The 23,074-nt window shown below is 52.0% G+C and carries 24 protein-coding genes; 1 reads left to right on the top strand and 23 read right to left on the bottom strand.

What is annotated here, in order from left to right; genetic code table 11:
• Positions 1 to 20: 20 nt before the first annotated feature.
• From MKY82_RS09270 to spoVAC, 17 genes are all read right to left on the bottom strand, one after another.
• The gene (locus tag MKY82_RS09270) at positions 21 to 1,190 is read right to left on the bottom strand and encodes a Gfo/Idh/MocA family oxidoreductase (RefSeq protein WP_339295993.1); all 1,170 of its coding nucleotides are present in this window, start codon (positions 1,188 to 1,190) and stop codon (positions 21 to 23) included.
• Between the two features lie 25 nt (positions 1,191 to 1,215).
• The gene (locus MKY82_RS09265) at positions 1,216 to 2,082 is read right to left on the bottom strand and encodes a sugar phosphate isomerase/epimerase family protein (protein ID WP_339295992.1); all 867 of its coding nucleotides are present in this window, start codon (positions 2,080 to 2,082) and stop codon (positions 1,216 to 1,218) included.
• Between the two features lie 322 nt (positions 2,083 to 2,404).
• Positions 2,405 to 3,175 (bottom strand): class I SAM-dependent methyltransferase, encoded by a 771-nt coding sequence (locus tag MKY82_RS09260; RefSeq protein WP_339295991.1) that lies wholly within the window; start codon positions 3,173 to 3,175, stop codon positions 2,405 to 2,407.
• 42 nt (positions 3,176 to 3,217) lie between these two features.
• Complete coding sequence (locus MKY82_RS09255) at positions 3,218 to 4,120, bottom strand: S1-like domain-containing RNA-binding protein (RefSeq protein ID WP_194541608.1); 903 nt, start codon at positions 4,118 to 4,120, stop codon at positions 3,218 to 3,220.
• Positions 4,117 to 4,464 (bottom strand): ribosome silencing factor, encoded by a 348-nt coding sequence (gene rsfS / locus MKY82_RS09250; protein WP_339295990.1) that lies wholly within the window; start codon positions 4,462 to 4,464, stop codon positions 4,117 to 4,119. The genes MKY82_RS09255 and rsfS overlap by 4 nt, the downstream gene beginning before the upstream one ends.
• A complete protein-coding gene (yqeK, locus tag MKY82_RS09245) occupies positions 4,461 to 5,039 on the bottom strand; it encodes a bis(5'-nucleosyl)-tetraphosphatase (symmetrical) YqeK (RefSeq protein WP_194541607.1) in 579 nt (192 codons plus the stop codon). Before yqeK ends, rsfS begins: the two co-directional genes overlap by 4 nt.
• Positions 5,023 to 5,613, bottom strand: a complete 591-nt coding sequence (locus tag MKY82_RS09240) for a nicotinate-nucleotide adenylyltransferase (RefSeq protein ID WP_071222882.1) — start codon at positions 5,611 to 5,613, stop codon at positions 5,023 to 5,025. Before MKY82_RS09240 ends, yqeK begins: the two co-directional genes overlap by 17 nt.
• 66 nt (positions 5,614 to 5,679) lie before the next feature.
• Entirely contained in the window at positions 5,680 to 5,970 is a 291-nt protein-coding gene (gene yhbY / locus MKY82_RS09235; RefSeq protein ID WP_071222881.1) for a ribosome assembly RNA-binding protein YhbY, read from the bottom strand.
• A 432-nt stretch (positions 5,971 to 6,402) separates the two neighbouring features.
• Complete coding sequence (locus tag MKY82_RS09230) at positions 6,403 to 7,269, bottom strand: shikimate dehydrogenase (RefSeq protein WP_194541605.1); 867 nt, start codon at positions 7,267 to 7,269, stop codon at positions 6,403 to 6,405.
• Between the two features lie 54 nt (positions 7,270 to 7,323).
• Complete coding sequence (gene yqeH, locus MKY82_RS09225; protein ID WP_194541604.1) at positions 7,324 to 8,451, bottom strand: ribosome biogenesis GTPase YqeH; 1,128 nt, start codon at positions 8,449 to 8,451, stop codon at positions 7,324 to 7,326.
• The gene (locus MKY82_RS09220) at positions 8,448 to 8,978 is read right to left on the bottom strand and encodes a YqeG family HAD IIIA-type phosphatase (RefSeq protein WP_009592142.1); all 531 of its coding nucleotides are present in this window, start codon (positions 8,976 to 8,978) and stop codon (positions 8,448 to 8,450) included. Before MKY82_RS09220 ends, yqeH begins: the two co-directional genes overlap by 4 nt.
• Positions 8,979 to 9,215: 237 nt before the next feature.
• Entirely contained in the window at positions 9,216 to 11,453 is a 2,238-nt protein-coding gene (locus MKY82_RS09215; RefSeq protein ID WP_339295989.1) for a transglutaminase domain-containing protein, read from the bottom strand.
• Positions 11,450 to 12,697: a DUF58 domain-containing protein gene (locus MKY82_RS09210; protein ID WP_194541602.1), complete on the bottom strand. Its 1,248-nt coding sequence runs from the start codon at positions 12,695 to 12,697 to the stop codon at positions 11,450 to 11,452. Before MKY82_RS09210 ends, MKY82_RS09215 begins: the two co-directional genes overlap by 4 nt.
• Before the next feature lie 2 nt (positions 12,698 to 12,699).
• Positions 12,700 to 13,656, bottom strand: coding sequence for a MoxR family ATPase (locus tag MKY82_RS09205; RefSeq protein ID WP_216533775.1), 957 nt, complete (start codon positions 13,654 to 13,656; stop codon positions 12,700 to 12,702).
• A gap of 172 nt (positions 13,657 to 13,828) precedes the next feature.
• A complete protein-coding gene (gene spoVAE / locus MKY82_RS09200) occupies positions 13,829 to 14,179 on the bottom strand; it encodes a stage V sporulation protein AE (RefSeq protein ID WP_015734153.1) in 351 nt (116 codons plus the stop codon).
• Positions 14,180 to 14,183: 4 nt separating this feature from the next.
• Positions 14,184 to 15,197 (bottom strand): stage V sporulation protein AD, encoded by a 1,014-nt coding sequence (gene spoVAD, locus MKY82_RS09195; RefSeq protein WP_071222875.1) that lies wholly within the window; start codon positions 15,195 to 15,197, stop codon positions 14,184 to 14,186.
• Positions 15,198 to 15,203: 6 nt separating this feature from the next.
• The gene (gene spoVAC / locus MKY82_RS09190; RefSeq protein WP_071222874.1) at positions 15,204 to 15,692 is read right to left on the bottom strand and encodes a stage V sporulation protein AC; all 489 of its coding nucleotides are present in this window, start codon (positions 15,690 to 15,692) and stop codon (positions 15,204 to 15,206) included.
• Positions 15,693 to 16,242: 550 nt separating this feature from the next.
• On the opposite strand from spoVAC, the gene MKY82_RS09185 reads away from it, so the two are divergent.
• Positions 16,243 to 17,316 (top strand): M42 family metallopeptidase, encoded by a 1,074-nt coding sequence (locus MKY82_RS09185; protein WP_339295988.1) that lies wholly within the window; start codon positions 16,243 to 16,245, stop codon positions 17,314 to 17,316.
• A 72-nt stretch (positions 17,317 to 17,388) separates the two neighbouring features.
• On the opposite strand, the gene MKY82_RS09180 is transcribed toward MKY82_RS09185, so the two are convergent.
• From MKY82_RS09180 to MKY82_RS09155, 6 genes are all read right to left on the bottom strand, one after another.
• Entirely contained in the window at positions 17,389 to 18,792 is a 1,404-nt protein-coding gene (locus MKY82_RS09180; RefSeq protein WP_339295987.1) for an MFS transporter, read from the bottom strand.
• Positions 18,793 to 18,892: 100 nt separating this feature from the next.
• A complete protein-coding gene (locus MKY82_RS09175) occupies positions 18,893 to 19,555 on the bottom strand; it encodes a cysteine hydrolase (protein WP_339296654.1) in 663 nt (220 codons plus the stop codon).
• A 51-nt stretch (positions 19,556 to 19,606) separates the two neighbouring features.
• Positions 19,607 to 20,650 carry an ABC transporter substrate-binding protein gene (locus MKY82_RS09170; protein WP_339295986.1) on the bottom strand — a complete coding sequence of 348 codons (1,044 nt, stop codon included), beginning with the start codon at positions 20,648 to 20,650 and terminating at the stop codon, positions 19,607 to 19,609.
• 45 nt (positions 20,651 to 20,695) lie between these two features.
• Positions 20,696 to 21,577 carry an ABC transporter permease gene (locus tag MKY82_RS09165; RefSeq protein ID WP_339295985.1) on the bottom strand — a complete coding sequence of 294 codons (882 nt, stop codon included), beginning with the start codon at positions 21,575 to 21,577 and terminating at the stop codon, positions 20,696 to 20,698.
• 28 nt (positions 21,578 to 21,605) lie between these two features.
• A complete protein-coding gene (locus MKY82_RS09160; protein ID WP_194541596.1) occupies positions 21,606 to 22,385 on the bottom strand; it encodes an ABC transporter ATP-binding protein in 780 nt (259 codons plus the stop codon).
• Between the two features lie 151 nt (positions 22,386 to 22,536).
• Positions 22,537 to 22,911: a DUF2294 domain-containing protein gene (locus tag MKY82_RS09155; protein WP_194541595.1), complete on the bottom strand. Its 375-nt coding sequence runs from the start codon at positions 22,909 to 22,911 to the stop codon at positions 22,537 to 22,539.
• Positions 22,912 to 23,074 lie beyond the last annotated feature (163 nt).

Genomic DNA, 23,074 nt, shown 5'->3' with positions numbered 1-23,074 from the left:
ACGTGCCTCCTGATTGTGATTTAGTAGGTTCCAAACGTCTTGCTCATATCCACCGGCCCGATCTCCTTGACCGTTTTCTGAGCGGAAGATTGTGTGATCCGTTCCTGCAGCATTTCGTGATACAGGTCCTCGTTAAGAGGGAGATCAACCCAATTATCGGTCCAGGTGGACAGATGCATGGCATTCGACAGCGTCAATCCGTGGATTCCCTCTTCACCGGGGGCAATCAATGGCGTTCCATGCAAAATAGCATCCGCAAAGTTCTGGATAATGCCGCTATGCTGCGGATTATCCTCCGAGATCGGCACCTCGCATTTCCAGCATTCCGGTTCGCCGAATCCCCCGGTATACTGCCGATTGAATTCCGGCTCCGGGACTCGGAGGCGCCAGAAGGTAAGCTTGCCGTCCTCGATGACGATTTTTCCGCGGTCCCCCGTCACTTCATATCGGTTGGTTCCGGGCGCTTCACCCGTTGTCGTAATGAAGACGGCCGTAGCCCCATTCTCGTATTCCGCATAAGCCGTCACATCGTCTTCAACTTCGATGTTCCGGTACTTGCCGAAAGCGCAAAAAGCACGAATTCTCTTTGGCATCATGCCGGTCGTCCACTGCCAGAGGTCCAGCTGATGCGGGGACTGGTTAATCAGGACCCCACCGCCTTCTCCCGCCCAGGTAGCCCGCCATCCGCCTGAATCATAATAGCTCTGGGACCTGTACCAATTCGTTATGATCCAGTTCATCCGCCGGATCTCCCCGAGTTCACCTTCTTCTATGAGCTCTTTCAGCTTCTTGTAGAGCGGATTACAGCGCTGGTTGTACATTATCGAGAACACCTTGCCGCTGGCTTCTGCCGCGCGGTTCATTTCTCGCACTTGCTTCGTGTAAACGCCTGCCGGCTTCTCGATCAGGACATGGAGTCCATGATTCAGGCACTCAATCGCCACTTGAGGATGGGCATAATGAGGCGTCGCAATGATCACGGCATCGATCTCCCCCGAGGAGATCATAGCCTTCGTATCACTCCATATTTTCACGTCCGAGGGCAGCGTTGCCCTTGCTTCTTCCTGTTTGGCCGGATTCAGATCGCATATAGCGCTAAGCCGCGCTCCCTTGATCCGCCCGGACGCCAGCGACCTGGCATGCGAAAACCCCATCCCCAGTCCAATTACCCCTACTCTTACCTGTTCCATGTCTATAGCCTCCTTCAAAAGTGACCTACGCGTTTTGTTTCTGCTCTGACCACAGCTTCATCTGCTCGGCAAAACGAAGAAGCATTTCCCTAGACTCAAACGTTCCGCTAAAATCTTCGATTCCGTAGTAACCTTCGTAACCAACCGATTGCAGATCCTGTATGACCTGCTTCCATGGCACGGCCCCCTGGTCAAGTGGAACCCATTCCCCGGACCACGCCGCAGAGGTACCATCCTCGGCAGCCGTTTTGCGATAACCCCCGTTTTTCACATGGACATGAGCCAGGTACGGACCCAGAAGCTCCAAGCCCATCCGGTAGTTCTCGTAACCTTCATGGACCATGTTGCCCGGATCATACAGCACGCCGATATGCTGCGGATTAAAGTGGGATACAAGCCGGTGCGTCAGTCCGGCGCTCGGGGCGATCGTAAGATGGTGCGTTTCCACCACGGCTTTGACCCCGTAAGCCGCAGCGAGATCCTGCACCTCATGGAGATAACGAACCGCCTGGTCGTACAGCTCATTATAATTGCGCTTCCGGTCATATCCCGGGATACCCGCGCGAATAAATGAAGCTCCGATCAGTTTGGCTGCTTGCATGACCTTCTCCGTCGCTTCCACGTCGCCGCATGTCAAATAAGGAACGACCGCAAGACTGCGCCTGCCATGCTTGTCGGCCGCTTGCTGAAACTCGAGCCAATCCTCCTGCGAGCCGTTCGGATCCATGGAGCAGCGGTTATGCCGCCAGAACGAGGGCTTCTCCCCTGCAGCTTCTTCCGGAATCTCCTTAAAGCGCCATTCGATTCCTTCAATACCGGCATCCGCCGCGGCTTTTGCCAATTCCTCAGGCTGTAAGTCAGGAGTTGCGACTGTGAATACGGACAGTTTCATGCTCATTCATCCTTTCTCGTCCCAATAGATTAGTTTATGCATCATTTGACCATCGTTGAACTCAAATACGGTCATACAGAGCGTACCGGATGCCTGGAATCATTCCTTAAGATAACGCTCTCATTTCTGTTCATCTTATCTATTCCTCATCGTAGCACAGTCCCCGAAGCAAACCCATATCCCTTCTAACGAACCTTAACTACAGTCAAATAAATCAGAAAAGAAGTGTCTTTGAATATAATGAATCATGCTCGACAATAAAAAAGCACTTTCTCTCGTCGCTACCGACAAAAGAAAGTGCTTCTCGTAAAAGGATATTCGTTTATTTTACGGCAACGTAGAACAGCCGGGATGCATCCTGACCCGCTTCCACCCACTCAAAATCGGCATAACATTTCACATCCCGGAATCCGGCCTTAACCAGCTCGACCTTCATCCAATCGGGGTCATATCCCCGCTGCACATGCGTTTCCTCAAAGCGGCGGTAGACCGTGGGATCCTGGTCATCCCGTGCAAAGATGGAAAGATGATGCTCGATCTCCATCCGGCGTTCATCCATGTCGCATGTCCAAATGTAGGACACTTCCCTTTCGTCCAGCACAAATGGCTGATCTGCGTCATATCGTAAGAGCGTGTTCGGGTGATGCACATCAAACAGGAACGTGCCGCCTTCCTTGAGGCCGTTGTAGGTCCTTGTAAAAGCGGAACGGATGTCCTTTTCCTCCAGCAGGTAGTTCACACAATCACAAAATGAAATGACGGAATCCACCTGCTCGGGCAGCTCCCACGAACGCATGTCCTGTTGGACCCAGCGGACGCTGCCTTCCCGGAACAATCGATGCCCCTGGGGTGTACCCTCCAGCTTGCGTCTGGCAACCGAGAGCATATCTGCCGACAGATCGATTCCCGTTACCTCGAAACCGGAGTTTACGAGCGGAATGGTGATGCTGCCTGTCCCGCATCCGAGCTCAACGACGCTTTTTGGCATTCCGTGCTTATCCCAGGCCGTTCTCGCAAAGCGAATCCAGTCCGGGTACGGCATGTCTTCCATGAGTTGATCATATACGTAAGCAAACTTGCGGTAAGACAACATGATGACACCACTTTCCTTAGAAGCTTCCCCTACCTTGCCGGGTTATTCGTTTGAACCGGAGTTCTCCTCTTTATTGACCATATACGTCCAGCTGTCCTTTTGGGTAACCAAACCGTCCTTCATCAGCTTGCCAAGCGCGCGTTTAAAGGCGGATTTGCTAATGCCGAACCGCTGCTTGATGATGTCGGGGGGCGTTTCATCCGAATACGGCATCGCATGGCCCGGTCGCTCCTTCAGAAAAGCGAGCAGTCGGTCTGCATCATCCGTCCGGCCAATCTCTTTTTGCGGTACCATCGACAGGTTAGCCCTGCCATCTTCCCGGATATGGCTTACCCGAACCTTCACCTCTTCGCCAAGCCGCAGCATACGCGTCCGTTCGGAGGAGTGGATCATGCCAATGGCGCCGAAACCGATCACACCGCCATCGATAATAACAAACGTGCCCATCTGGAGCGGTTTGTACACCAGGGCAGTGAACCACTGGCCCTTCCACGATTCAGGCGCATGAAACGCAAGCGGAGCAAGCTCTTGTTCTCCGGCGAGTTTCGCGCGGAGCCGTCCTTGCTTATCATGCTCCATGATGACAAATACATGATCTCCCACTTGAGGATGAAGCTCCCGCATCTCCGGCAATTCTCGGATCGGAAGCAGAAGCTGCCTGCCAAGCCCCATCTCGAGGAAACATCCCAAGCGCGGGTGAACATCCGCCACCTCAAGCTTAGCGGTTTCACCTAACGTAAGGTAAGGTTTCTTCATCGTTGCGGCCAGGCGGTCTTCCGTATCGAAGAATATAAAGACCTCGACCGTATCCCCCGGTTCGATTTTACCCGTGAGCTCCGAATAGTGAAGAAGCACATCCCGATCTCCGCCATCCAGGAAATAACCGTAAGGGGACACTTCTCTGGAAACGACGAGTTTCGTTAATGTGCCGGCAATCAGACTCATACGTTCTCCACCACTTTAGCATCGGACCACAATCGCTCGATGTTGTAATATTCCCGCTCATCGCGATGGAAGATATGAACGATCACGTCTCCGAGGTCCATCAGCACCCAGCGGGCTGCATCCATTCCCTCCAGTCCGCGCAAAGCTACTCCCGCATCATGAGCCTGTTTACGGATTTCAGTTGCGATCGCCTGCACCTGAGTATCCGAGTTACCGTGGCAAATGACAAAATAGTCTGCGATCAGGGAAACTCCTCTAAGATCCAGGACCACGATATCCATCGCTTTTTTATCTTCAGCGGCAGTCACTGCCACATTTAACAATTCATTCGGTTTCAACGTCATGAATTCGCCTCCAATTGCTTAATTAGATCGTTGCGGGCTAGTACCGTCAACGGAAAAATGATTTGTCTGCGCGAAAGCAGATGTCCAATCGTCGAATCAAAACCGGCTGCAAGCGCCTCTTCAAGGCTATGGTTGGCCAGTTCGCGAATATTATTCACGCCGGGGAAATCCCGTCCCGGTTCCATATAATCCGCAAGGCAGACCACCTTATCAAGCAGTGTCATGCCGACGCGCCCCGACGTATGGTAACGGATGGCGTTAAGCACATCGGTATCCGTTACGCCATATTCGTGCTCTGCTACGAACGCGCCTACCTCAGCATGCCAAAGCTGCTTGTCGTAACGGAGCAGCTCTTCGGATAGCGCATGCTCCACCATCATTTGTTGAAGCTTTTGCACGGGCCAATATTTGGCCACGTCATGCAGGATGGCGGCTAATTCTGCCTTGACCGGGTCGGCCCCGAACCGATTGGCAAGGATGACCGCGGTTTCCATTACGCCTTTTGTATGCTCCCAGCGCTTGGCCGGCATCTGTGAGGATACCGCTTGAATGAGTTCATCACGGCTGTACTCCATAAATACCGCTCCTAACAATATAATCGTATACACGGTCCGGGACCATATAACGGATGGACAAGCCCGATGCGGCTCTGCTCCGAATCATGGTGGACGATATTTCAATCAGCGGCATCTCCGCTGTCACTACCACCTTTTGCAGGAAATCAGGCAGATCATCCACCGATAGCTTGGTTCCGGGACGGTTAAGCCCAATAAAAGTGAGCATTTCCGCCAGCTCCCCGATCCGATTCCACTTGGGAAGATACGCTACCATATCCGCCCCGATAATGAACGAGAAGTCATGCTCGGGATACGTGTCCCTCAGCTCTCTGACCGTGTCTACCGTATAGGATACGCCGCCGCGTTTCACTTCCCAATCCAATGTACGAAAAGATGGATGGTCGGCTACAGCCTCAGCGGTCATCTCCAGCCTCATCAGGCCGGTTACGCCGGCATCTTCCTTGTGCGGGGGAATGTGGCTGGGCATAAACCATACCTCTTCCAGACCGTAAGCGTCCCGGGCTGATTCGGCTGCGAGCATATGCCCGATATGAATGGGATCGAAGGTTCCGCCCATTATCCCTATCTTCATCCGGGTTCACCTCCCCTAATAAGAGAGTCATTCTATATTCATTAAGCTAATGCCATCAAGGCTCCCTTACGGCAGCTCGATGGTTTTGTGGTCTTTTGATTCTTTATAAAGCACGATCGTCTTGCCGATAACCTGTACCAGCTCGGCCCCGGCACCTTCAGCAAGCTCCTCGGCGATTTCGCGGGGATCTTCGAGACAGTTGTTGAGCACGGATATTTTCATGAGCTCCCGCTTCTCAATGGCCTCGGAAATATGCCGGATCAGATGCTCATTGCTTCCTCCCTTGCCTACCTGGAACAGCGGATCCAGATGATGCGCAAGCGAACGTAAATGTCGTTTTTGCTTTCCTGTTAACATGCTTGGTCATTACTCCTTAAATATTCAATTATTAAAGTGCGTGTTCAAAAAGGTCGATTTTCAGCACCGAAGCTTATGCTTCCGATGTGCGTTTTTTCAAAACGCTTCAGTTGGATGAAGCTAGGGACGTCAGGAGCGGAGCGTACGTTGTTTGTACGTGAGCACCGGAAGGCCCGGCTGAATTCAAGATTCGATGCCGAGTGGCTTCTTGATTCACTTCGTGTTAGATATAGGATTTATAAGTTATCAACGGAGTTGATGAAATTCTATATCGCAAGAAAACCTACTTCTGAATCGCGGTCGCTCAGCCTTGAATTTGCCTCGATTGGTTTTCTTATCAAAATCGGACTTTTTGAACAACCTCTTAAGGCCTGCAGCTTGTCGAAAGCTATATTGTAGCTTCTGCGTAAGCATTAATCAATAAACACAAGATTAAACCTCGGATTGGAAGCTGGTCAGAACCGCATCCTTCATCGCCTGTACGGGCGCCCTCAGACCTGTCCAATACTCAAATGCATACGCCCCCTGGTTGATGAACATCCCGAGACCGCCATGCACCGTGCATTGCCGCAGCTCGCTTTGCCGCAACAGCTCGGTCTTCAACGGATTATAGATCAGATCGCTGACAACGATCCCTTCCGGTATATACTCCGCTGGAACAGGAAGTTCGGAAACCCGGGGAAACATGCCCACCGAGGTTGTGTTGATCAAGACATCGGCATCTGACAATGCCTCTGTGGCATGATCCTCACCGTATCCCCTCAAGTCAGCAAGCGAGCTCCACTCCTCGGCCAATGCCAGCGCTTTGTCGGATGTCCGATTCACAATGGAAATCTTCTCAGGCTCTTCCCCGGTAAGGGCGTAGATGATTCCCCTGGCCGCTCCGCCGGCGCCGTAAACAACGATGCGTTTCCCTTTAAGGTTCGGACAGGCTTCATCCTTTAATGAACGAACATATCCGATGCCATCCGTATTATAACCCGTCAATTTGCCATTGTCGTTGACGATGGTATTCACGGCACCGATGCGCCGCGCCCCTTCATCGACGACATCCAGATACTCCATAACCTCCACCTTGTGCGGGATCGTTACATTCACTCCGCGGAATCCCAGGGCTTTGACAGCCTGGATAGCGTCACGAAGCCCCTCCGGACGTATATGAAGGGGCACATAGGCCCCTGACAATCCCAGGGCGGTAATCGCCGCATCATGCATGGCCGGTGATTTGGAGTGACCGATAGGGTCCCCCATTACGCCAAGGAGCAAATAATCACGCTCGATCGTTGGATTCACTTTCATTTCTCCCCTATCTCTCCCATGATAAAGCGGGCTTTACCAAAACGATTTTATCTCTTATATCAAAGATGGACGCGACAGAACTTTGATTCCTTTAGGTACATGAACCGCCACAAGCGCGCCCTGTTCACCATTGATCTTGATCCAGCCGAGCCCCGAGATAAACACGTCTTGGCGGGTTCCCTTAGGAATACGGATTTCATGTCTTGTCCATTCCGGCAGTTCTTCAAGCCGTTCCTTGGTCGGCGGTGAAAGAAGCTCTCCGGCATGTTCGGCAAATAACGAATCCGCCCGCTCCAGCTTGGTCCGATGAATCCCTAATCTGCCGCTGATAAAGCAAGTAAAGGATTGGTGCTCGCCTTGCAGAAAATCAAAGCGGCCAAAACCTCCGAAGAACAGAGTCTGCCCTTCGTTCAACTGGTATACCATCGGCTTCAGCGGATTCTCCGGCATGACCGTCCCCAGATCCTCACGGCTCACAAGCTCGCTGTAGCGCCATGGGTATACGATGCCCGGCGTATCTATAATATACCGGCCGTCATCCAGCGGAATATTGACCATATCCAGCGTCGTTCCAGGATAACGGGAAACGGTCAGCTCCTGATCCAAATCGCTGTAGTCGCGGATCAGACGATTGATCAAGCTGGATTTACCCACATTCGTGGCGCCAACCACGTAGACGTCCCGGTCTCCTCGATAATGCGCAACCGTCTCCAGCAGCCGCTCAAAGCCTTGATTCTTCTTCGCGCTGCAGAGCACGATGTCTTCCGTTCTCAGTCCATGCTCCTTGCACTGCTTCTGTACCCAATTGAGTACCTTGTTCCAATTGGTGACCTTCGGCAGAAGATCGGTCTTGTTAACGGCCAGAATAACCGGATTGTTGCCGACAAACCGCTGCAGCCCCGAAATCAGGCTCCCTTCAAAATCAAAGAGGTCCACGATATGAATGACAAGCGCATTCTTGCCGCCAATCTGTCCCAGCAGCCGTAAAAATTCATCCTGGTCTACGGCAACCGAGGAGGCTTCATTATAATTCTTGATCCGGAAACAGCGCTGGCAAATAACCGGGTCGCGGTCCCAGGCCTTCTCCGGCAAATAGCCCGGCTTGTCCTGTACTTCACTCTGAAGCGGTATGCCGCAGCCGCTGCACTTCTTGATGTCTTCTCCGCCAGTAGGCAACGTCATGATTTCGGTTCCTCCTCCATCCATAATCCTTTCTTGCGCAAACGGGTCAATGCGATCCGCTCCACCCGGCGATTGACCAGGCGCGTAAACCATCCCTCATCGTTGATGGCGATAGGCATAACCAGCACCGTATACAGGCCCAGCCGATTCCCGCCATAAACGTCGGTCAGCATCTGGTCGCCGACCACAACCGTTTTCTCCGGCGTGAGCTCCATCATTTTCATCGCTTTGCGGAACGGGGTATTACTTGGTTTACGGGCTTCATGCACATACTGGATATCCAGCGGCGTCGCAAATTTAGACACGCGTTCAAGCTGGTTATTCGAGACGATGATGAGCTGGAAACCGATCTCCTTCACCCTTTTGAACCAAACGACCAGTTCCGGTGTCGCAAGCGGCGCCTTGGCCCCTACAAGGGTATTGTCCAAATCCGTAATGATTCCGCGATACCCCTGCTCATATAATTCCTCAAGGTTAATATCAAAAACCGTATTCACACGGAGCTTTGGGATTAACATTTCAAACAAGTTCGTCACCTCAATTTCATACGAAAAACTATACCATATTCCGGTTCCTTAGTAAAAATAATCACGAGCCTTTTTCTTCCCGTATACCGCGTCGCTGCCTATACCGGCAAAAGACCACCCGGCGGCTGTTTGGAAGCGGACCGGGCGGTCTTGAAATCATCGATATCAGAACGTTTCATACCGAGTTATCCTGATACACGCAAGAACAACCACCATCACGCGGTCTGTCTTCTTGGATTAGGTAGATAGCCGTTTCTCGGATACAATGCGAACCTTCTTAATAGACTTCTTCAGCTTCAGGGCATCCTGTTGGACGGAGCGCCATTGCTCTTCCTTCACTTCAGCCGGGCTGTACCGGGCAGCTTCAAATTGCTGCAGCAGCGGTCTCAGCTCCGCTCCCAGCTCAGGGTGTGCACTTACCCAGCGGCCTACCGATTCACGAAGGGTTTCATGTTCCTGCCTTACCAAGCCTCTGCGCTGTACGGAACGTATCCATCGTTCGGTTTCGGCAATGACTTTATCCGCGGCCGTCAGCGGCTTGCCTGCCCGAATACGCGCTCCGGCAAAACGCAGGCTGATGCGCATTCGCCATACGATGTACAGAATCCATAATACGATAACAACCACCGCGGCCGTTACAACAACTTTAACCCAGCCGGGCTGCTGATGATCGGAGGTAGCGGCTGGCGCAGCCTTGTCCTCTGCCTCTTCTTCTTCAACTTCTTCCTCAATGACAGGCTCAGCGTCTGTGTCAGCCGTCAGAATCGGCATGCTAAAGCCCGGTGTTGCTTCAATCGGTACCCAGCCGTATTCGCCGAAGTACACTTCAACCCAGGAATGAGCGTCGGCATTCGTAACGGTATAGTTTCCGGGCTCAATCGAGGTTTGACCCTCGAGAGGAACGTACTCCGATGCCGTCATTCTTCCCGGCGCGTAACCTTTGACCCAGCGTGCAGGAATATCCAGCGACCGTGTCATCATCACCAGGGAGGTCGAGAAATAATCGCAATACCCTTCCTGGATTTCAAACAGAAACGCATCCACAAAATCATCGCTCTTCTTGCGTGTAAGATCCGGCGTATTGGTATAGGTGAAATTGCTCGTTAAATATTGTTGCAGGAGCATGACCTTCTCATACGGCGTATCTCCGCCCGCGGCAATTTCTTCGGCCAGATCGGACACCCGGTCAGGGAAGTTTCTCGGCATCTGGATATACGCATCGTCAATCGAGCCGGAATATAGTTCATCATAAGTTCTGGTGCTCAGCTCATCGATGGGAATCACCGGCACTTCCGACGTTAAGGTATAACTCTTCGGGTAGTCCGCATTACGAGCGTCGTCCAGATGCATCTCCGCGCCTTCGGTCACCCAGCTAAGCCGATCCGAATCGATATCCTCATCCAGGCTCTCCAGCTGACGAACGGAGTAGGCGCCGAACAATACCGGATACACCGTATCACTCAGCATCGTTACCGATTGCTCCAATGTTTTGGTAGGTACGGATCCGCTGGCTTCCCCCGGCAATTCCTCCCCGATGTCCACGCCCATGCCGGAACGCCGGCTGCTGGCTCCGTCCGCCCAACCCGTTCCCGAGTATACGGCTCTGGTTTCCCCTCGCCAATAGCTGCGTTCATCCGAGGTAATCGACATCACCGGTGAATAGTCAAAGTTAAAACCGCCGCCAAGGTCGTTGTCCTCCCGTCCATATCCGGACATGCTTTCAGACGGTGACTCGATAAGGGTTCCGGTACCGGTTGTACTGCCGCCGGATAACGGCACCCCGTTCCACTCCCGCCACGCCGTGTAAGGATCGGTTAACGTGGGCTTCACGTGCGGCATATTCACACCGGCTACAATGATCAAAGAGAAGATGACCAGGATATTGGCAACAATCTTGAACGGATACTTTGATAAATTGACCCATCCCTGCGGAAAGCGTCTGCGGAACCGGTTAAAATGGCTGGATACGAGCCAGCCCATACCCGCTCCGACAACCCAAGCGATTTCATCCCACAGCACGATTTTCGTAAAGGAATCCAGCACGGCAAAACCGATGACGTTGATCCCGACTACAAAAAGCACGCGCCCCTTGGTTTTGGCCCACCGAGCAAGGAACAGAAAAGCGGCCCAAGCGGCGATAGCAAACCACAAATATGGAAAAAGATACATGAGTTCCTCGGTCAGATCGCCTTCAGCGCCAAGGACAGGAACCGGATTACCGTGAGTTTTCAGCAAACTGTATACACAATACAAGATCAAAATAAACTGGATAAGCACCCGGTAACCTTGCTTGATCGGAAGCAGCGCTTCGGTAACCGCCGTAATGGTTAATGCTGCAATAACGATGGCTGTCGTTTCCGAGAGCCATATCGTCTCGGTAAAGGATACCCACTGCATCCCGATGATCCAGATCCATAGCATCGTTAAAGTACTGAAGAAGGTAGTAGATAGTTTGTCCAGCCACAACTTCATCATGCACCACCTCCCAGCGCAGCCGGCAGCTCGTCAAGGGAAGAAACCGAATAGCTGGAAATCCCCCGGGATTGCAGAAGCGAAATGGAATCATCGCGTTTTTTCGTTTCATTGGAATTGGTTATTTGCAAGAAACATGGGTTCATTCCCCGGGTTTCAACCCAGCGCATGATCTCTGAAGCGTCCTTGCCGCTCATCGGGCTGATCAGCAGGAACAGGGCCCCTTTTGGAAAATGGCGATAGGATTTCTCCAGGGAAGCAATCAATTTGGTTTTACGGTCATAATCCACGTCAACCAAATGCTGAATCATGCGCATCCGCTCTCCAGCGTGATCGGCGGGAGCGAACATCTGAGCTTCTCGGGTAGCCGTGAACAAGCCTGTACCCGCATGCTCCTTGGCACCATATTCGATCAGCGATGCAGCTGCCGATACGGCCAGCTCGAACTGCTGGGCATGAGCATATCCGTCCGCGGAACAGTCCAGCACAATCATCGTTCTGGGAAAGGATTCATGCTCAAATTCCTTCGACTTCCACGAGCCGGTCTTCGCCGTTGCATTCCAGTGTATCCGGGAGATCCGATCGCCGTACACATAATCGCGGACTCCGTTGATCTGTGTGGTTTCCCGTCTGGAAGCCGAAATTGTGGTATGTGTACCGCCCAATCTCGAATTCCGTATGTTTCGCTGCCATTTGGGAATATATATGGTTCTCGGCAGAACGCGGAAATCGGTCTGAACCTCAATGCGTCCCTTGTGCTCCATTAATCCGAATATATCCTCGCTAATGCATTCTGTCTTTGAGAAAGCGTACCGCCCTCGTTCAAGCGGAGGGGTCTGAAATACAAGCTTGCCCGCACCGCGAAGGTTCGGAATGACGCTATCTTCAAAAGACCAGGAGTCGCCGTTATGCCTTTGCAATACTTCACGAACGATCATATAGGGCATCGGCAGCAAACCAGGAACATGGACCTCCAGCTTCACGCGGACCTGTTCACCGGCATGAAGCTGTTCACCCCCATGCTCCGCTCCTCCCAGCACCCTTCGCTGGGCTTTCACACGATTGACTCCGCCAAAGCCAGCACCGATCAAATAGATCGTCAGAAGGCTGACCATGGAGAATAGCATGAGCGAGGTTTTGCCCCCCTGAAATAATACGTACAAAAGACATAGGCACCATACCGCCAATACCGCTGCGAGTCTAGACGGCTGCATGCCATTCAAAAATAACGATACCGCGCGGCGCATGCCTATCTCCCCATCTGAACAGGCACTTTGACCTGACGCAGTATAAACTCAAGCACCGATTCGGGACTCGCATTGTCGAGCCTGGCTTCCGGACGCAGCATGATCCGGTGCGAAAGCACGTATGGTGCCAGCGTCTTCACATCATCTGGCAGAACGTAATCCCTCTCTTGCAAGAAGGCATAGGCTTTAACGGCATTCATGAATGACAGCGTTGCACGGGGACTTGCGCCCAGCATAACGGAAGGGTGCTCGCGCGTCGACCGGGTAATATTCAGCAAGTAATCGGCGACCGGGTCACCGATGAATACCTCGCGAATCTCGCGTTGAATAGCCGAAATGGTATCCATATGCGTCACCGGCTGAATCTTATCCGCCAGTTGTCCGTCGCGTGAACGGTACATCAGCTGCTTCTCCGTAGCAGCATCAGGGTAACCCAGGCTCAGCTTCAGCATAAACCGGTCCAGCTGCGCTTCAGGGAGCATATAGGTGCCTTCAAAATCGATCGGGTTCTGGGTCGCGCATAGCATGAAGGGATGCGGAAGTTCGTGAGTAGCCCCATCCACCGTTACGCTGCGCTCCTCCATGACCTCAAGCAGGGCCGATTGCGTCTTGGTTGTCGCCCGGTTGATTTCATCCGCCAGCAATATGTTGGTCATGACCGGACCAGGTCGGAAGTAAAACATTTCATCTCGAGGATGGAACACGGACACGCCCGTTATATCGCTGGGGAGAATATCCGGGTTACACTGAATGCGGCGATAGTCTCCCTGCATGGATTTCGCTAATGCTTTGATCAGTTGGGTCTTTCCTGTGCCAGGCACATCCTCGATCAGTACATGTCCGCCAGCGAGCAGCGCCGTAAGGAGCAATTGGATCTCAAATTCTTTGCCTAACAGGCACGACTCCAGATTGGTTCGCACCGAGGTAATGATTTTCATGGATTCTTGGCTTACGGGCATGTATGACTAACCTCCTGTAAGGGAATAAATACTTATTTTAGTACTATTGTACATGATCGAGGTCCCGGAGTACATTCGATGAGATATTTTGGGTATTCACCTTTTTATCGCCGCTCTAAACAGAAAAAGACCCGGCATCATGCCAGGGTCTTTTTCTTCTTGTTGATGATGGTTATCCCTTCGGACGAACAAACAGAGCGGCCAGGAAGGAGAAAATGATCGCTGAGGATATCCCTGCACTGGTGACTTCGAATATCCCCGTCACGACCCCGATCCAGCCGTCCCTCCCCAGTTCCGTCAATGCGCCATGCACAAGCGAATTACCAAAGCTGGTGATCGGCACGGAGGCTCCCGCTCCCGCGAATTTGACAAGCGGCTCATATAATCCGAACCCGTCGGCGATGGCTCCGGCGACTACTAACGTACTCATCGTATGTGCCGGCGTTAGTTTAATAACGTCCATCATAATTTGCCCAATGACGCAAATCAGACCGCCAATAATAAATGCCCATAGAAACTGCATTGTGTTATCCTCCCATCTCTAAGGCTACAGCGTGAGCGATGCACGGTATGCTCTCACCCTGCTGGTAAGAAAGAGGCGACAGCAAAGCCCCGGTAGCAACGACCAGCACCTTTTTCAATTCGCCTTTTCGCATCCGTTTTAAAATATGACCATAAGTAACAACAGCCGAGCAGCCACAGCCGCTGCCCCCTGCATTGACGTATTTTTGTGTCTCCAGGTCGTAGATCATTAACCCGCAGTCTGCAAACACCGTACCGTCCATGATGACATCGTTTTGTTGCAAAAGATCCTTCGCGATTGGAAGCCCCACGGAGGCCAGGTCACCGGTCACGATCAGATCATAATCCTTCGCTTGCCGGCCTGTGTCTTTGAAGTGCTTTGTTATCGTATCGGCTGCCGCCGGAGCCATCGCCGCACCCATATTGAACGGATCCTTGATGCCCAGGTCCACCACCTTGCCGATGGTGGCATACGTGACAGCAGGGCCGTCTCCCTTGTCCGAAATGACGGAGCAGCCTGCTCCCGTTATTGTATATTGCGCATACGGCGGCTTCTGCGATCCGTACTCCGTCGGATAACGAAACTGCTTCTCAACCGTACAGTTGTGGCTTGCCGTACCGGCCATGACATACTTGGCCCCTCCTGAATCCACGAGCATGGAGGCCACCGCGAGGCTCTCCATGGATGTAGAGCAAGCACCGAATACGCCGATGTAAGGCACACCCAACTGTCTTGCAGCAAACGAACTGCTGATGATCTGGTTCATCAAGTCCCCGCCTACAAAAAACTGCAGCTCGTCTTCCTTGATGCCCGCCTTCTCAACCGCTTTTCTCGAGGCATCCTCCAGCAGTTTCCGTTCCGCCTTTTCCCATGTTTTTTCGTTAATCTCAATATTGTCGTAGATATAGTCGAAATCATCGGCGAGTGGCCCTTCGCCTTCCTCAGGTCCCACAATCGTCCCCGTGCCGATAATGACGGGTTTGTTCTCGAACTGCCAGGTTTGGCCGATCACCTTCATCTCTCGTTACCTCCCCTCAATGCCAAAAATAGCGTAAATGATACCGATAATAAACGCAGCCACGGTACCAAATACAATGACAGATCCCGCCAGCTTAAACATACTGGCCCCGACCCCAAGAACCAAACCCTCCGCGCGGTGCTCGAGCGCAGCGGAGCACATGGAATTCGCAAACCCCGTGACCGGCACGGCGCTGCCTGCTCCCGCCCATTGCGCGATTTTGTCATACACGCCGAAGGAGGTCAGAATGACGGAGAGTATAATCAGCACGGCAACTGTCGGGTTGCTCGCTTCGGTGGTGCTCATATCGAATACGGTCATAAAAAACTGCTGAATGCATTGGCCGATCACACAGATGAGACCTCCAATCAAAAAAGCGCGCAGACAATTTTTAAGTACGGCGCGAGGAGGTTCATGCTTTTTGGCAATCGCCTGATATTCTGCCGAGCTCATTGTGGTGATATCAGACTTAGGCTTTTGGTTAGAGCCTGACATTTCAATACACCTCCGCTTTTATTTAAGTATGGAATCCTTTAAAAACGCTAAAGAGCCATTATGGATATCACTCGATATCATTATGCTTTGAATGAACTCCCTTTATGTTTGGAAAATCATCCTTCTCAATTGGCAACCACAGCTTGTCCTAACATAAAAGTCGCCCCGCACGAAAATCAGCCTCCAGGAATCCCTGAAAGCTGAAGTAAGACTCGCCTGCCATCGTTGCTGGAGCCGGTCATTATATAAGAATGTATTTCAGCAAAATGACGAGGAGGATGAACAGGACCATAATGAGCAGAAGTTCTCTGACTTCGGCATGATAGACGTTTATCCCATGGTGCTTCATACTCTGCCCCTTCCCTCGGACGACAAAAATTCCACTTCGTTTCTATATCGTATTCCTATCCCGGGTGCAGGGTGCTTGTTTCATTTATTTTAAAATGACGTGCTCCTATGCGGCACGGGTTTTGTAGACTTTTCAGATGTATAGGGGCATACTAGAAAAGAAAACACTCTTACATACCTTTTCTAAAGGAGCGATTTCGTAATGAATGAATCAACACTGGAATTATTTCGTACTTTGACTGAATTCCCGGCTGCACCGGGCTTTGAGAGGGAGCTTCGTTCCTGGTTGAAGAATGCCCTTTCGCCATATACAGATGAGTTCGTGCAGGATCGGCTGGGTAGTCTGTTCGCCGTTCTTCGCGGTAACGATGAAGGTCCAAAAGTCATGGTGGCCGGTCACATGGATGAAGTCGGGTTCATGGTAACCGGCATAACCGAAGCGGGGATGGTCCGTTTCCAGCCGCTTGGCGGTTGGTGGAGCCAAGCCGTGCTTGCTCAGCGCCTGCAAATCATCACGGACAACGGTCCTGTCGTCGGAGTTGTAGGCTCCATCCCGACGCACCTGCTGGATGAAGCGCAGCGCAGCAAGCCGGTCGACATCAAGACCATGTATATCGATATCGGCGCCGATAACAAGGCGGAAGCAGAGTCGTTCGGCATTCGTCCCGGATTGCAAGTGGTTCCGATCTGTGAATTCACGCCGCTCGCTAATCCGAAAAAAATCATGGCCAAAGCGTGGGATAACCGTTATGGCGTTGGCCTCGCGATCGAGCTTGTACAGGCGCTCCATGGCGAGAAGCTGCCTAACACCGTTTACGCCGGCGCAACCGTCCAAGAAGAGCTCGGACTGCGCGGAGCACGTACTTCAGCCAATCTGATTCAGCCGGATATTTTCTTCGGACTGGATGCCAGCGCGGCGAACGACATGATGGGTGACAAGAGCCAGTTCGGCCAATTGGGTCAAGGCGCACTGCTTCGCATCTTCGATCCGACCATGCTGACTCACCGCGGCATGGTAGAGTACGTTCAAGATACGGCGGAGACCAACAAAATCAAATACCAATACTTCGTCTCGCCGGGCGGCACGGACGCAGGCCAAGTGCATCTTAGCGGCATCGGCGTTCCGTCCACCATCATCGGCATATGCTCCCGCTATATTCATACATCTTCGTCCATCATCCACACGGACGACTACGAAGCTGCTAAAGAACTTCTGATCAAGCTCGTGAAAGGTTTGGATCGTACGACACTTCAGAAGATTCTGGACCGCGCGTAAGCTAAATGAAAAAAGGGTATCCTGCAGGTCTGGAATAGACCTCGGGATACCCTTTTTCTCTTTTCCCTTCCTCTAAGAAGATAGCGTCTCCTTATGCCTGCCAAAGCGAAACGATATGAGCATCGTTACATAAACGATGACAACCAGCGCCGTATTCAGTACGAATATCATCCGAAATCCGGTAAGCCCCCCTGCCCCTTGGGCTGGAAGCGCCAGCATGGCACCTCCCGCCGCCGTACCAAACATCATCCCCAGATTTCGCGACAGTGCCAAAATGCTGCTGATCAGGCCGAGGTCCGTTTTGGATGTCCTGCCCATCACCAGAGAATTGTTCGGCGGCGTAATGATGCCCATGGAACCGCCGAGCAGGACGATAAGCACAATCAGAAAGAAGATCGGATATGCCGGCGATACAAAACCGAGCACGGTTAACGCTGCTGTCATGAGCAGCAGCCCGGCTGACAATAACGGGAATGTCCCCAGCTTGTCCGACAGGCTCCCGCTCAGAGGCGAGAATATGATCAGCGACAACGGATATCCCATCATGATCAGCCCTGCCGTAGCAGGTTCAACGCCAAGCTCGCTCAACAAAAACACGGGCAGCACAAGCTGAGCCGAGAAAGCCGCCATGTAGGTAATGATGGTGATGATGATTCCCACGCTAACGCCTGCATCTCGAAACAGGTCCAGCTTCATAAACGGGAGTTTCCCTTCCCCTGCTCGTTTCCACCGCGACGAAAGACACCACCCGATGAATGCGACAGCTCCCGCACCGAACACGATGAACAGCACCGAAACCTGCCATGAACCCCAGCCCCACTGAGCCCCCAAATTCACGGCCGTAACCAGTCCGGTTAGCGATATCGCAAAAAAAGCAGCCCCCGGCACATCCAATCGGCTTACGACTTTTTCAGGTTCGTCCTTCGGAATGAAGCGCTGGGCGAACAACCATGCAATCAAAGATATGGCCGTCAGCAGCCAGAAATTGCTCCGCCACGAAAACCACTGAATCAGTATTCCCCCAAGGCTCGGTCCGACCATCGAGCCTGCGGCAACAAACGTGCTGATGAGCCCAAGCGCTTTGCCGCGCTGCTCCTTAGGAAATACGGAGACGATCAGCGCCATATTGGTGGCCTGATACAAGGCCGCTCCTACGCCTTGCAAAATTCGAGAAGATATCAGTCCGTTTAATGAAGGTGACAAGGCGCAGCAGAGCGCCCCTGCCATAAACACAAAATAGCCGATATTGTGTATTTTCCGCCGGCCCAGCATATCCCCCAGCTTTCCCATGACAGGAAGCAATATGGAGATGACAAGCAAATAAGCGGTGACGATCCACTGGGCCGTAGGGATGGTGGAGTCGAACGTTCTGGCGATATCAACAAGCGCAATGTTGAACATGCCAGCCGACAGATTGGACAGAAATGCCCCTAAACAAATGGTATATTGGACGATCATCCTTGATCTGTTATTCATGCAGGACTCACCAGCTTTATTCATTAATTTCTGTGCCGCTCATAGAAAAAGCTCCCGCATGCGGAGAGCTTCCCAATGAGTTGAACCACGCTCTGACAAACTAGCCAACGGCAGGCTGAGCGGTCGATATCGATCGCAGCGGCTCCTCAGGCATTTGATCCATCCAAATATCGATAAGCTCCGCCACTTCACTAACTTTCCCGAAATAGCCTTCAATATTCTCAAGCGTCATGTCATGCGCCGCTGGAGAATACGATGCGCAAGCGTCCGCTGCAAGCACAATATGATAATCCAGCATAAAACCGTCCCTTGCCGTCGATTCCACGCACACATTGGTGCTGACTCCCGTTATGATCAGGGTCTCGATCTTCAGCGTCTTTAATACCGAATCCAGCCTAGTATTTACAAAAGCGCTGTATCGGTGTTTATTGACAATGATATCATCCTCCTTCGGCGATACCTCGTAAAATTCCGCGCCCCAGCTCCCTCTCCGGCATACGTTCGCCGATCGGCCCGAGGACCTGGTGGTCCAAGCGTCGGAATCCGTCGCTTTCTCATGAAGCGTCTGAATGAAAATGATGGGCACCTTCAGCTCCCTGGCCCTCTGAAGCAGCTTATGGAGCTGCGGCATCATCTCCGCTACCCCACTAACATCGCAGCCCGCTTGAGACAGCGCCCCCTCGGGATGACAATAATCATTTTGCACATCGACCACCATAACCGCCGTTTTGCTGCCAAGCATCAGCTGATTTAAAGATTTCATCATGACTCTCTCCCTTCCAGGTCGTGTATTTGTACATCATGCACCTTCCGATCACTTCTTGGAATTGTTTACAAACTGCATATCCACCAGCGCATCATAGGTATAGTCCCCTTTAAATATCCCCGTCTCGATCATGACATCCATATCGTGCTTCAACGCCTCTTCCGAAATCATCCCGTCCAAGCTCCAGAGATTGTCGGCATAGGCCCGGTCCAAGGCAGCTTGGATCGCATCATCGGACAACGTCGGGAATTCGGCTATCAGATTCTTCTTGCCTAGTTCCTTATCCGTTTGCACGACTGCAAGCGCTTCGATCATGGCATCCGTGAAACTTTGAACGGCTTCCGGGTCCTTCTCGATGGTTGACTTCTTCACGCTGAGAACCGAGTACGAGAAATCCCCCAGATCATGAAACTTGTAAAACGGCTCTTCCCATACATTCTTTGATATCCCGTCGCTAATCTGCGGCTCGGCTCCGTTCGCAATGTCAGCCGCGCCCTGTTGGACCATCGTCACCACCGTGGAGCCATCTGCCGGTTCAAGCAGCTGCACATCCTTCTCCGGATCGAGTCCGAGCTGTATCAGGAGATAGCGGGTTAGAAGGTTGGGCGTACCGCCGTGGCGACCGGCGTTAATCTTTTTCCCTTGTAAAAATGCCTTCAAGTCTTCGGGGGAATTGCTCGCAGGTGCGGTGCCTTTCTTGGCCATTAAATACACGTTCGCCCGGTTGACGACATTCACGACCGAAATGATCGGATCGGAATTGTTGTTGTTAGCCAAGGCATTGGACTCCGTCCCGCCGATCACGCCCCAGGCATCCCCGCTGACCACGGCGGTTACGTGCGCTCCTCCGGCCGCTTGGATGACCTCAACGTCGAGCCCTCTTTTCTTAAAGAAGCCTTCCCGCTGCGCGACGTACAGCGGCAGATAGCCCGTGGAGTGAAGCGGCTCGGCAATCACGATTTTCTTCAGTTTCCCGTCACCGGAAGCGGACGCGGTGCTATTATCGTTTTTTTCATTGCCGCAAGCTCCAAGCAGACCGGTGACCATGAGCAGTGCGAACAGCAGTGAACGTTTCTTCATTTTTTGGTTCATATGAATTCCCCCTTTTAATAGAAATAATGAGTTCGGTTATTCTGTCTATTGTTTGATCAATCCCTTGGATAACCACTTCTCCAGCACCACCACGCCCCAGTACATCACCATGGACAGCAGCGAAAGGACGACGACACCTATCCACACGAGGTTGATATCCAGTATCGTTCCTGCATACATAATCATCCGGCCGACGCCCTGGCTTGAAGCGATGAACTCGCCCACGATGGCACCTGCCAGCGCAAGGGCAATATTAATCCGCAAGCTGCTGATGATCCAGGGCATGGACCATGGTACGACAACCTTGGTAAAAACCTGATACCGCTTGGCGCCCAGGGAATACATCAGTTTCTCCATATCCGGATCGACACTCTTCACGCCGCTGTATGCGGAAAGCGCCGAAACGACAACCGTCATAGAGAAAGCCAGCGCCACCTTGGAAAAAAATCCGATTCCCAGCAGAATGACGAGTACAGGTGCCAGTGCGAGCTTGGGCATCGCATTTAAAATGATCAGATACGGCTCGCTGATGCCGGCATACGATCTTGACCACCAGAACGACAGTCCGAGCAGTGCGCCGAGAAAGGTTCCGAACACAAAACCGAGAATCGTCGAGCCGGATGTATACGTAATGTCCCGGAGAAGGGTTCCTTCGGTCATCTGGGTCCAGGTCGTGCGAAGAATCGCGCTGGGGCTGCTCCAATAGTAGGAATCCAGCAGGCCGATCCGGGTGAACACCTCCCATACCAGAAAAACAAGAACAGCCACAGCGGCCCGCCCCCAAACGATTCGCCGGCTTCTGCGGCGCTCCAGCGCCTCTTCATCCAAGATGTACGGCACAACCTCCGGCCTTTTGGACGATCCCGCTGCGGGCTCCGCAGACGTCACGGCATGTACGATAAAAGCCTCTTTGCGTGCAGTTTCCATTCCAGTTCCCTCCTCATTTTTTTATTCCCTAAGAGATTTGTTCTTCATCTTGTCCAGCTGACAGTAAATCCATGAGATGATGCTTCAGCTCCATGAAGGCCGGAGACGTCATGTCTTCCGTTTTCCGGGGACGCTCCATCGTTACGGTAATTTTGGACTTGATCCGCCCGGGTCTGGACGAGAATACATAGATGTCATCTGATAAATAAATCGCTTCGTCAATGTCGTGGGTGACAAACAGCACCGTCTTGCCAAAATCCTCCCAGATCTGCAGCAGCCAGTTCTGCATGGTCAGCCGAGTCTGGGCATCCAATGCGCCGAAGGGCTCGTCCAGCAAAATGATGTCCCTGTCGTAGAGCAGCGTCCGCAGCAGCGCGGCACGCTGTTTCATCCCTCCTGAAAGCTCCTTCGGATAATGCTTGTCAAAGCCCTTCAGACCGTATTTATCCATCAGGGGCAGCGCCCTCTCCACGGCTTCCTTGTAGGGTACGCCCCGGACCTCCATACCCAGAATGATGTTGTCGAGGATGGTGCGCCAAGGCAGAAGCATGTCCTTTTGCAGCATATAGCCCACATAACCGGTTGTCCCGACGATATCCTTTCCGTCAGCCGTCACTTTGCCCGTGGAGGGCGGCATCAAACCGGCGATAATGTTAAACAAAGTTGACTTGCCGCAGCCGCTGGGACCGATAATGCTGACAAAACGCCCCTCCTCAATCGCCAGACTCGTCTCCCGCATGGCCGGGATCTCTTCCCCGTTTCGGCGAAACCATTTGCTGACACCCGAAATTTCAATTTTGTGAGTCATGGCCCTTCCTCCCTCTCCTTTGAGTTTCATATTTTTTTCAGAAACAACAGACATTTATTTTCAAAAGCGGATGTAACAAAAAATCGCCAGTCCAGCCCCAAGCCGCACACATGTATGTGCCTTGGTACTAAACTGACGATCGGCCCGCTCTCTACAAGAGTTCCGGCATGTCGTTCAGATATGCTTCGACCTCCTTCTCCAAGATTACGATGGTACCGGAAAACTCGGTCTCTGCATCATAGTCTTTAAGAATGGAGATGATTTTAAATTGAAACTGCTGTTCCAGGGAAGCTTTAATCTCCTGCTTGAACACCTGGAATAAAAGGTGGTCCAACTGCCGGGTAGAGAGGGGGTAATTCTCATCCAGCAGTTTGAGGACGGGGACTCTACTATTTCTCGATACAATGATGATTTTGTTGCCAACGAAATCGACTTTTTGCTGCTTTACACCCACGTTAAATATTTTCTTATTTATCGCGTTGTAAACCCTCAAAAGATCCTGTTTGAGTTCGCCTGCTGTCATCATGGTTCAACATCCCTTTGTGTAAATTAATATTACATTGACCGGGGTAGGTATAGGGTGTTTATCGAGTTTTTTCAGTCCTTGGGTATAATTATAGGCGAATATGGGTAATTGTCAATACACCTACGTTAAAAAATATAACAAATATTTGATTCGTGTCATTTTA

The sequence above is a fragment of the Paenibacillus sp. FSL W7-1279 genome, from assembly GCF_037969845.1.
Taxonomy (GTDB): Bacteria; Bacillota; Bacilli; order Paenibacillales; family Paenibacillaceae; genus Paenibacillus_AQ.
Note: the sequence above shows the minus strand (reverse complement) of the source record. Positions and strands in the feature narration are given on the sequence as shown.

Bases quoted from the DNA above. Each gene is read 5' to 3' on its own strand.
- MKY82_RS09270 (WP_339295993.1), bottom strand. From the start codon at position 1,190: ATGGAACAGGTAAGAGTAGGGGTAATTGGACTGGGGATGGGGTTTTCG.
- MKY82_RS09265 (WP_339295992.1), bottom strand. From the start codon at position 2,082: ATGAAACTGTCCGTATTCACAGTCGCAACTCCTGACTTACAGCCTGAG.
- MKY82_RS09260 (WP_339295991.1), bottom strand. From the start codon at position 3,175: ATGTTGTCTTACCGCAAGTTTGCTTACGTATATGATCAACTCATGGAA.
- MKY82_RS09255 (WP_194541608.1), bottom strand. From the start codon at position 4,120: ATGAGTCTGATTGCCGGCACATTAACGAAACTCGTCGTTTCCAGAGAA.
- rsfS (WP_339295990.1), bottom strand. From the start codon at position 4,464: ATGACGTTGAAACCGAATGAATTGTTAAATGTGGCAGTGACTGCCGCT.
- yqeK (WP_194541607.1), bottom strand. From the start codon at position 5,039: ATGGAGTACAGCCGTGATGAACTCATTCAAGCGGTATCCTCACAGATG.
- MKY82_RS09240 (WP_071222882.1), bottom strand. From the start codon at position 5,613: ATGAAGATAGGGATAATGGGCGGAACCTTCGATCCCATTCATATCGGG.
- yhbY (WP_071222881.1), bottom strand. From the start codon at position 5,970: ATGTTAACAGGAAAGCAAAAACGACATTTACGTTCGCTTGCGCATCAT.
- MKY82_RS09230 (WP_194541605.1), bottom strand. From the start codon at position 7,269: ATGAAAGTGAATCCAACGATCGAGCGTGATTATTTGCTCCTTGGCGTA.
- yqeH (WP_194541604.1), bottom strand. From the start codon at position 8,451: ATGACGTTGCCTACTGGCGGAGAAGACATCAAGAAGTGCAGCGGCTGC.
- MKY82_RS09215 (WP_339295989.1), bottom strand. From the start codon at position 11,453: ATGATGAAGTTGTGGCTGGACAAACTATCTACTACCTTCTTCAGTACT.
- MKY82_RS09210 (WP_194541602.1), bottom strand. From the start codon at position 12,697: ATGCGCCGCGCGGTATCGTTATTTTTGAATGGCATGCAGCCGTCTAGA.
- MKY82_RS09205 (WP_216533775.1), bottom strand. From the start codon at position 13,656: ATGCCCGTAAGCCAAGAATCCATGAAAATCATTACCTCGGTGCGAACC.
- spoVAE (WP_015734153.1), bottom strand. From the start codon at position 14,179: ATGCAGTTTCTATGGGCATTTATTATTGGCGGTCTGATTTGCGTCATT.
- spoVAD (WP_071222875.1), bottom strand. From the start codon at position 15,197: ATGAAGGTGATCGGCCAAACCTGGCAGTTCGAGAACAAACCCGTCATT.
- spoVAC (WP_071222874.1), bottom strand. From the start codon at position 15,692: ATGTCAGGCTCTAACCAAAAGCCTAAGTCTGATATCACCACAATGAGC.
- MKY82_RS09185 (WP_339295988.1), top strand. From the start codon at position 16,243: ATGAATGAATCAACACTGGAATTATTTCGTACTTTGACTGAATTCCCG.
- MKY82_RS09180 (WP_339295987.1), bottom strand. From the start codon at position 18,792: ATGAATAACAGATCAAGGATGATCGTCCAATATACCATTTGTTTAGGG.
- MKY82_RS09175 (WP_339296654.1), bottom strand. From the start codon at position 19,555: ATGAAATCTTTAAATCAGCTGATGCTTGGCAGCAAAACGGCGGTTATG.
- MKY82_RS09170 (WP_339295986.1), bottom strand. From the start codon at position 20,650: ATGAACCAAAAAATGAAGAAACGTTCACTGCTGTTCGCACTGCTCATG.
- MKY82_RS09165 (WP_339295985.1), bottom strand. From the start codon at position 21,577: ATGGAAACTGCACGCAAAGAGGCTTTTATCGTACATGCCGTGACGTCT.
- MKY82_RS09160 (WP_194541596.1), bottom strand. From the start codon at position 22,385: ATGACTCACAAAATTGAAATTTCGGGTGTCAGCAAATGGTTTCGCCGA.
- MKY82_RS09155 (WP_194541595.1), bottom strand. From the start codon at position 22,911: ATGATGACAGCAGGCGAACTCAAACAGGATCTTTTGAGGGTTTACAAC.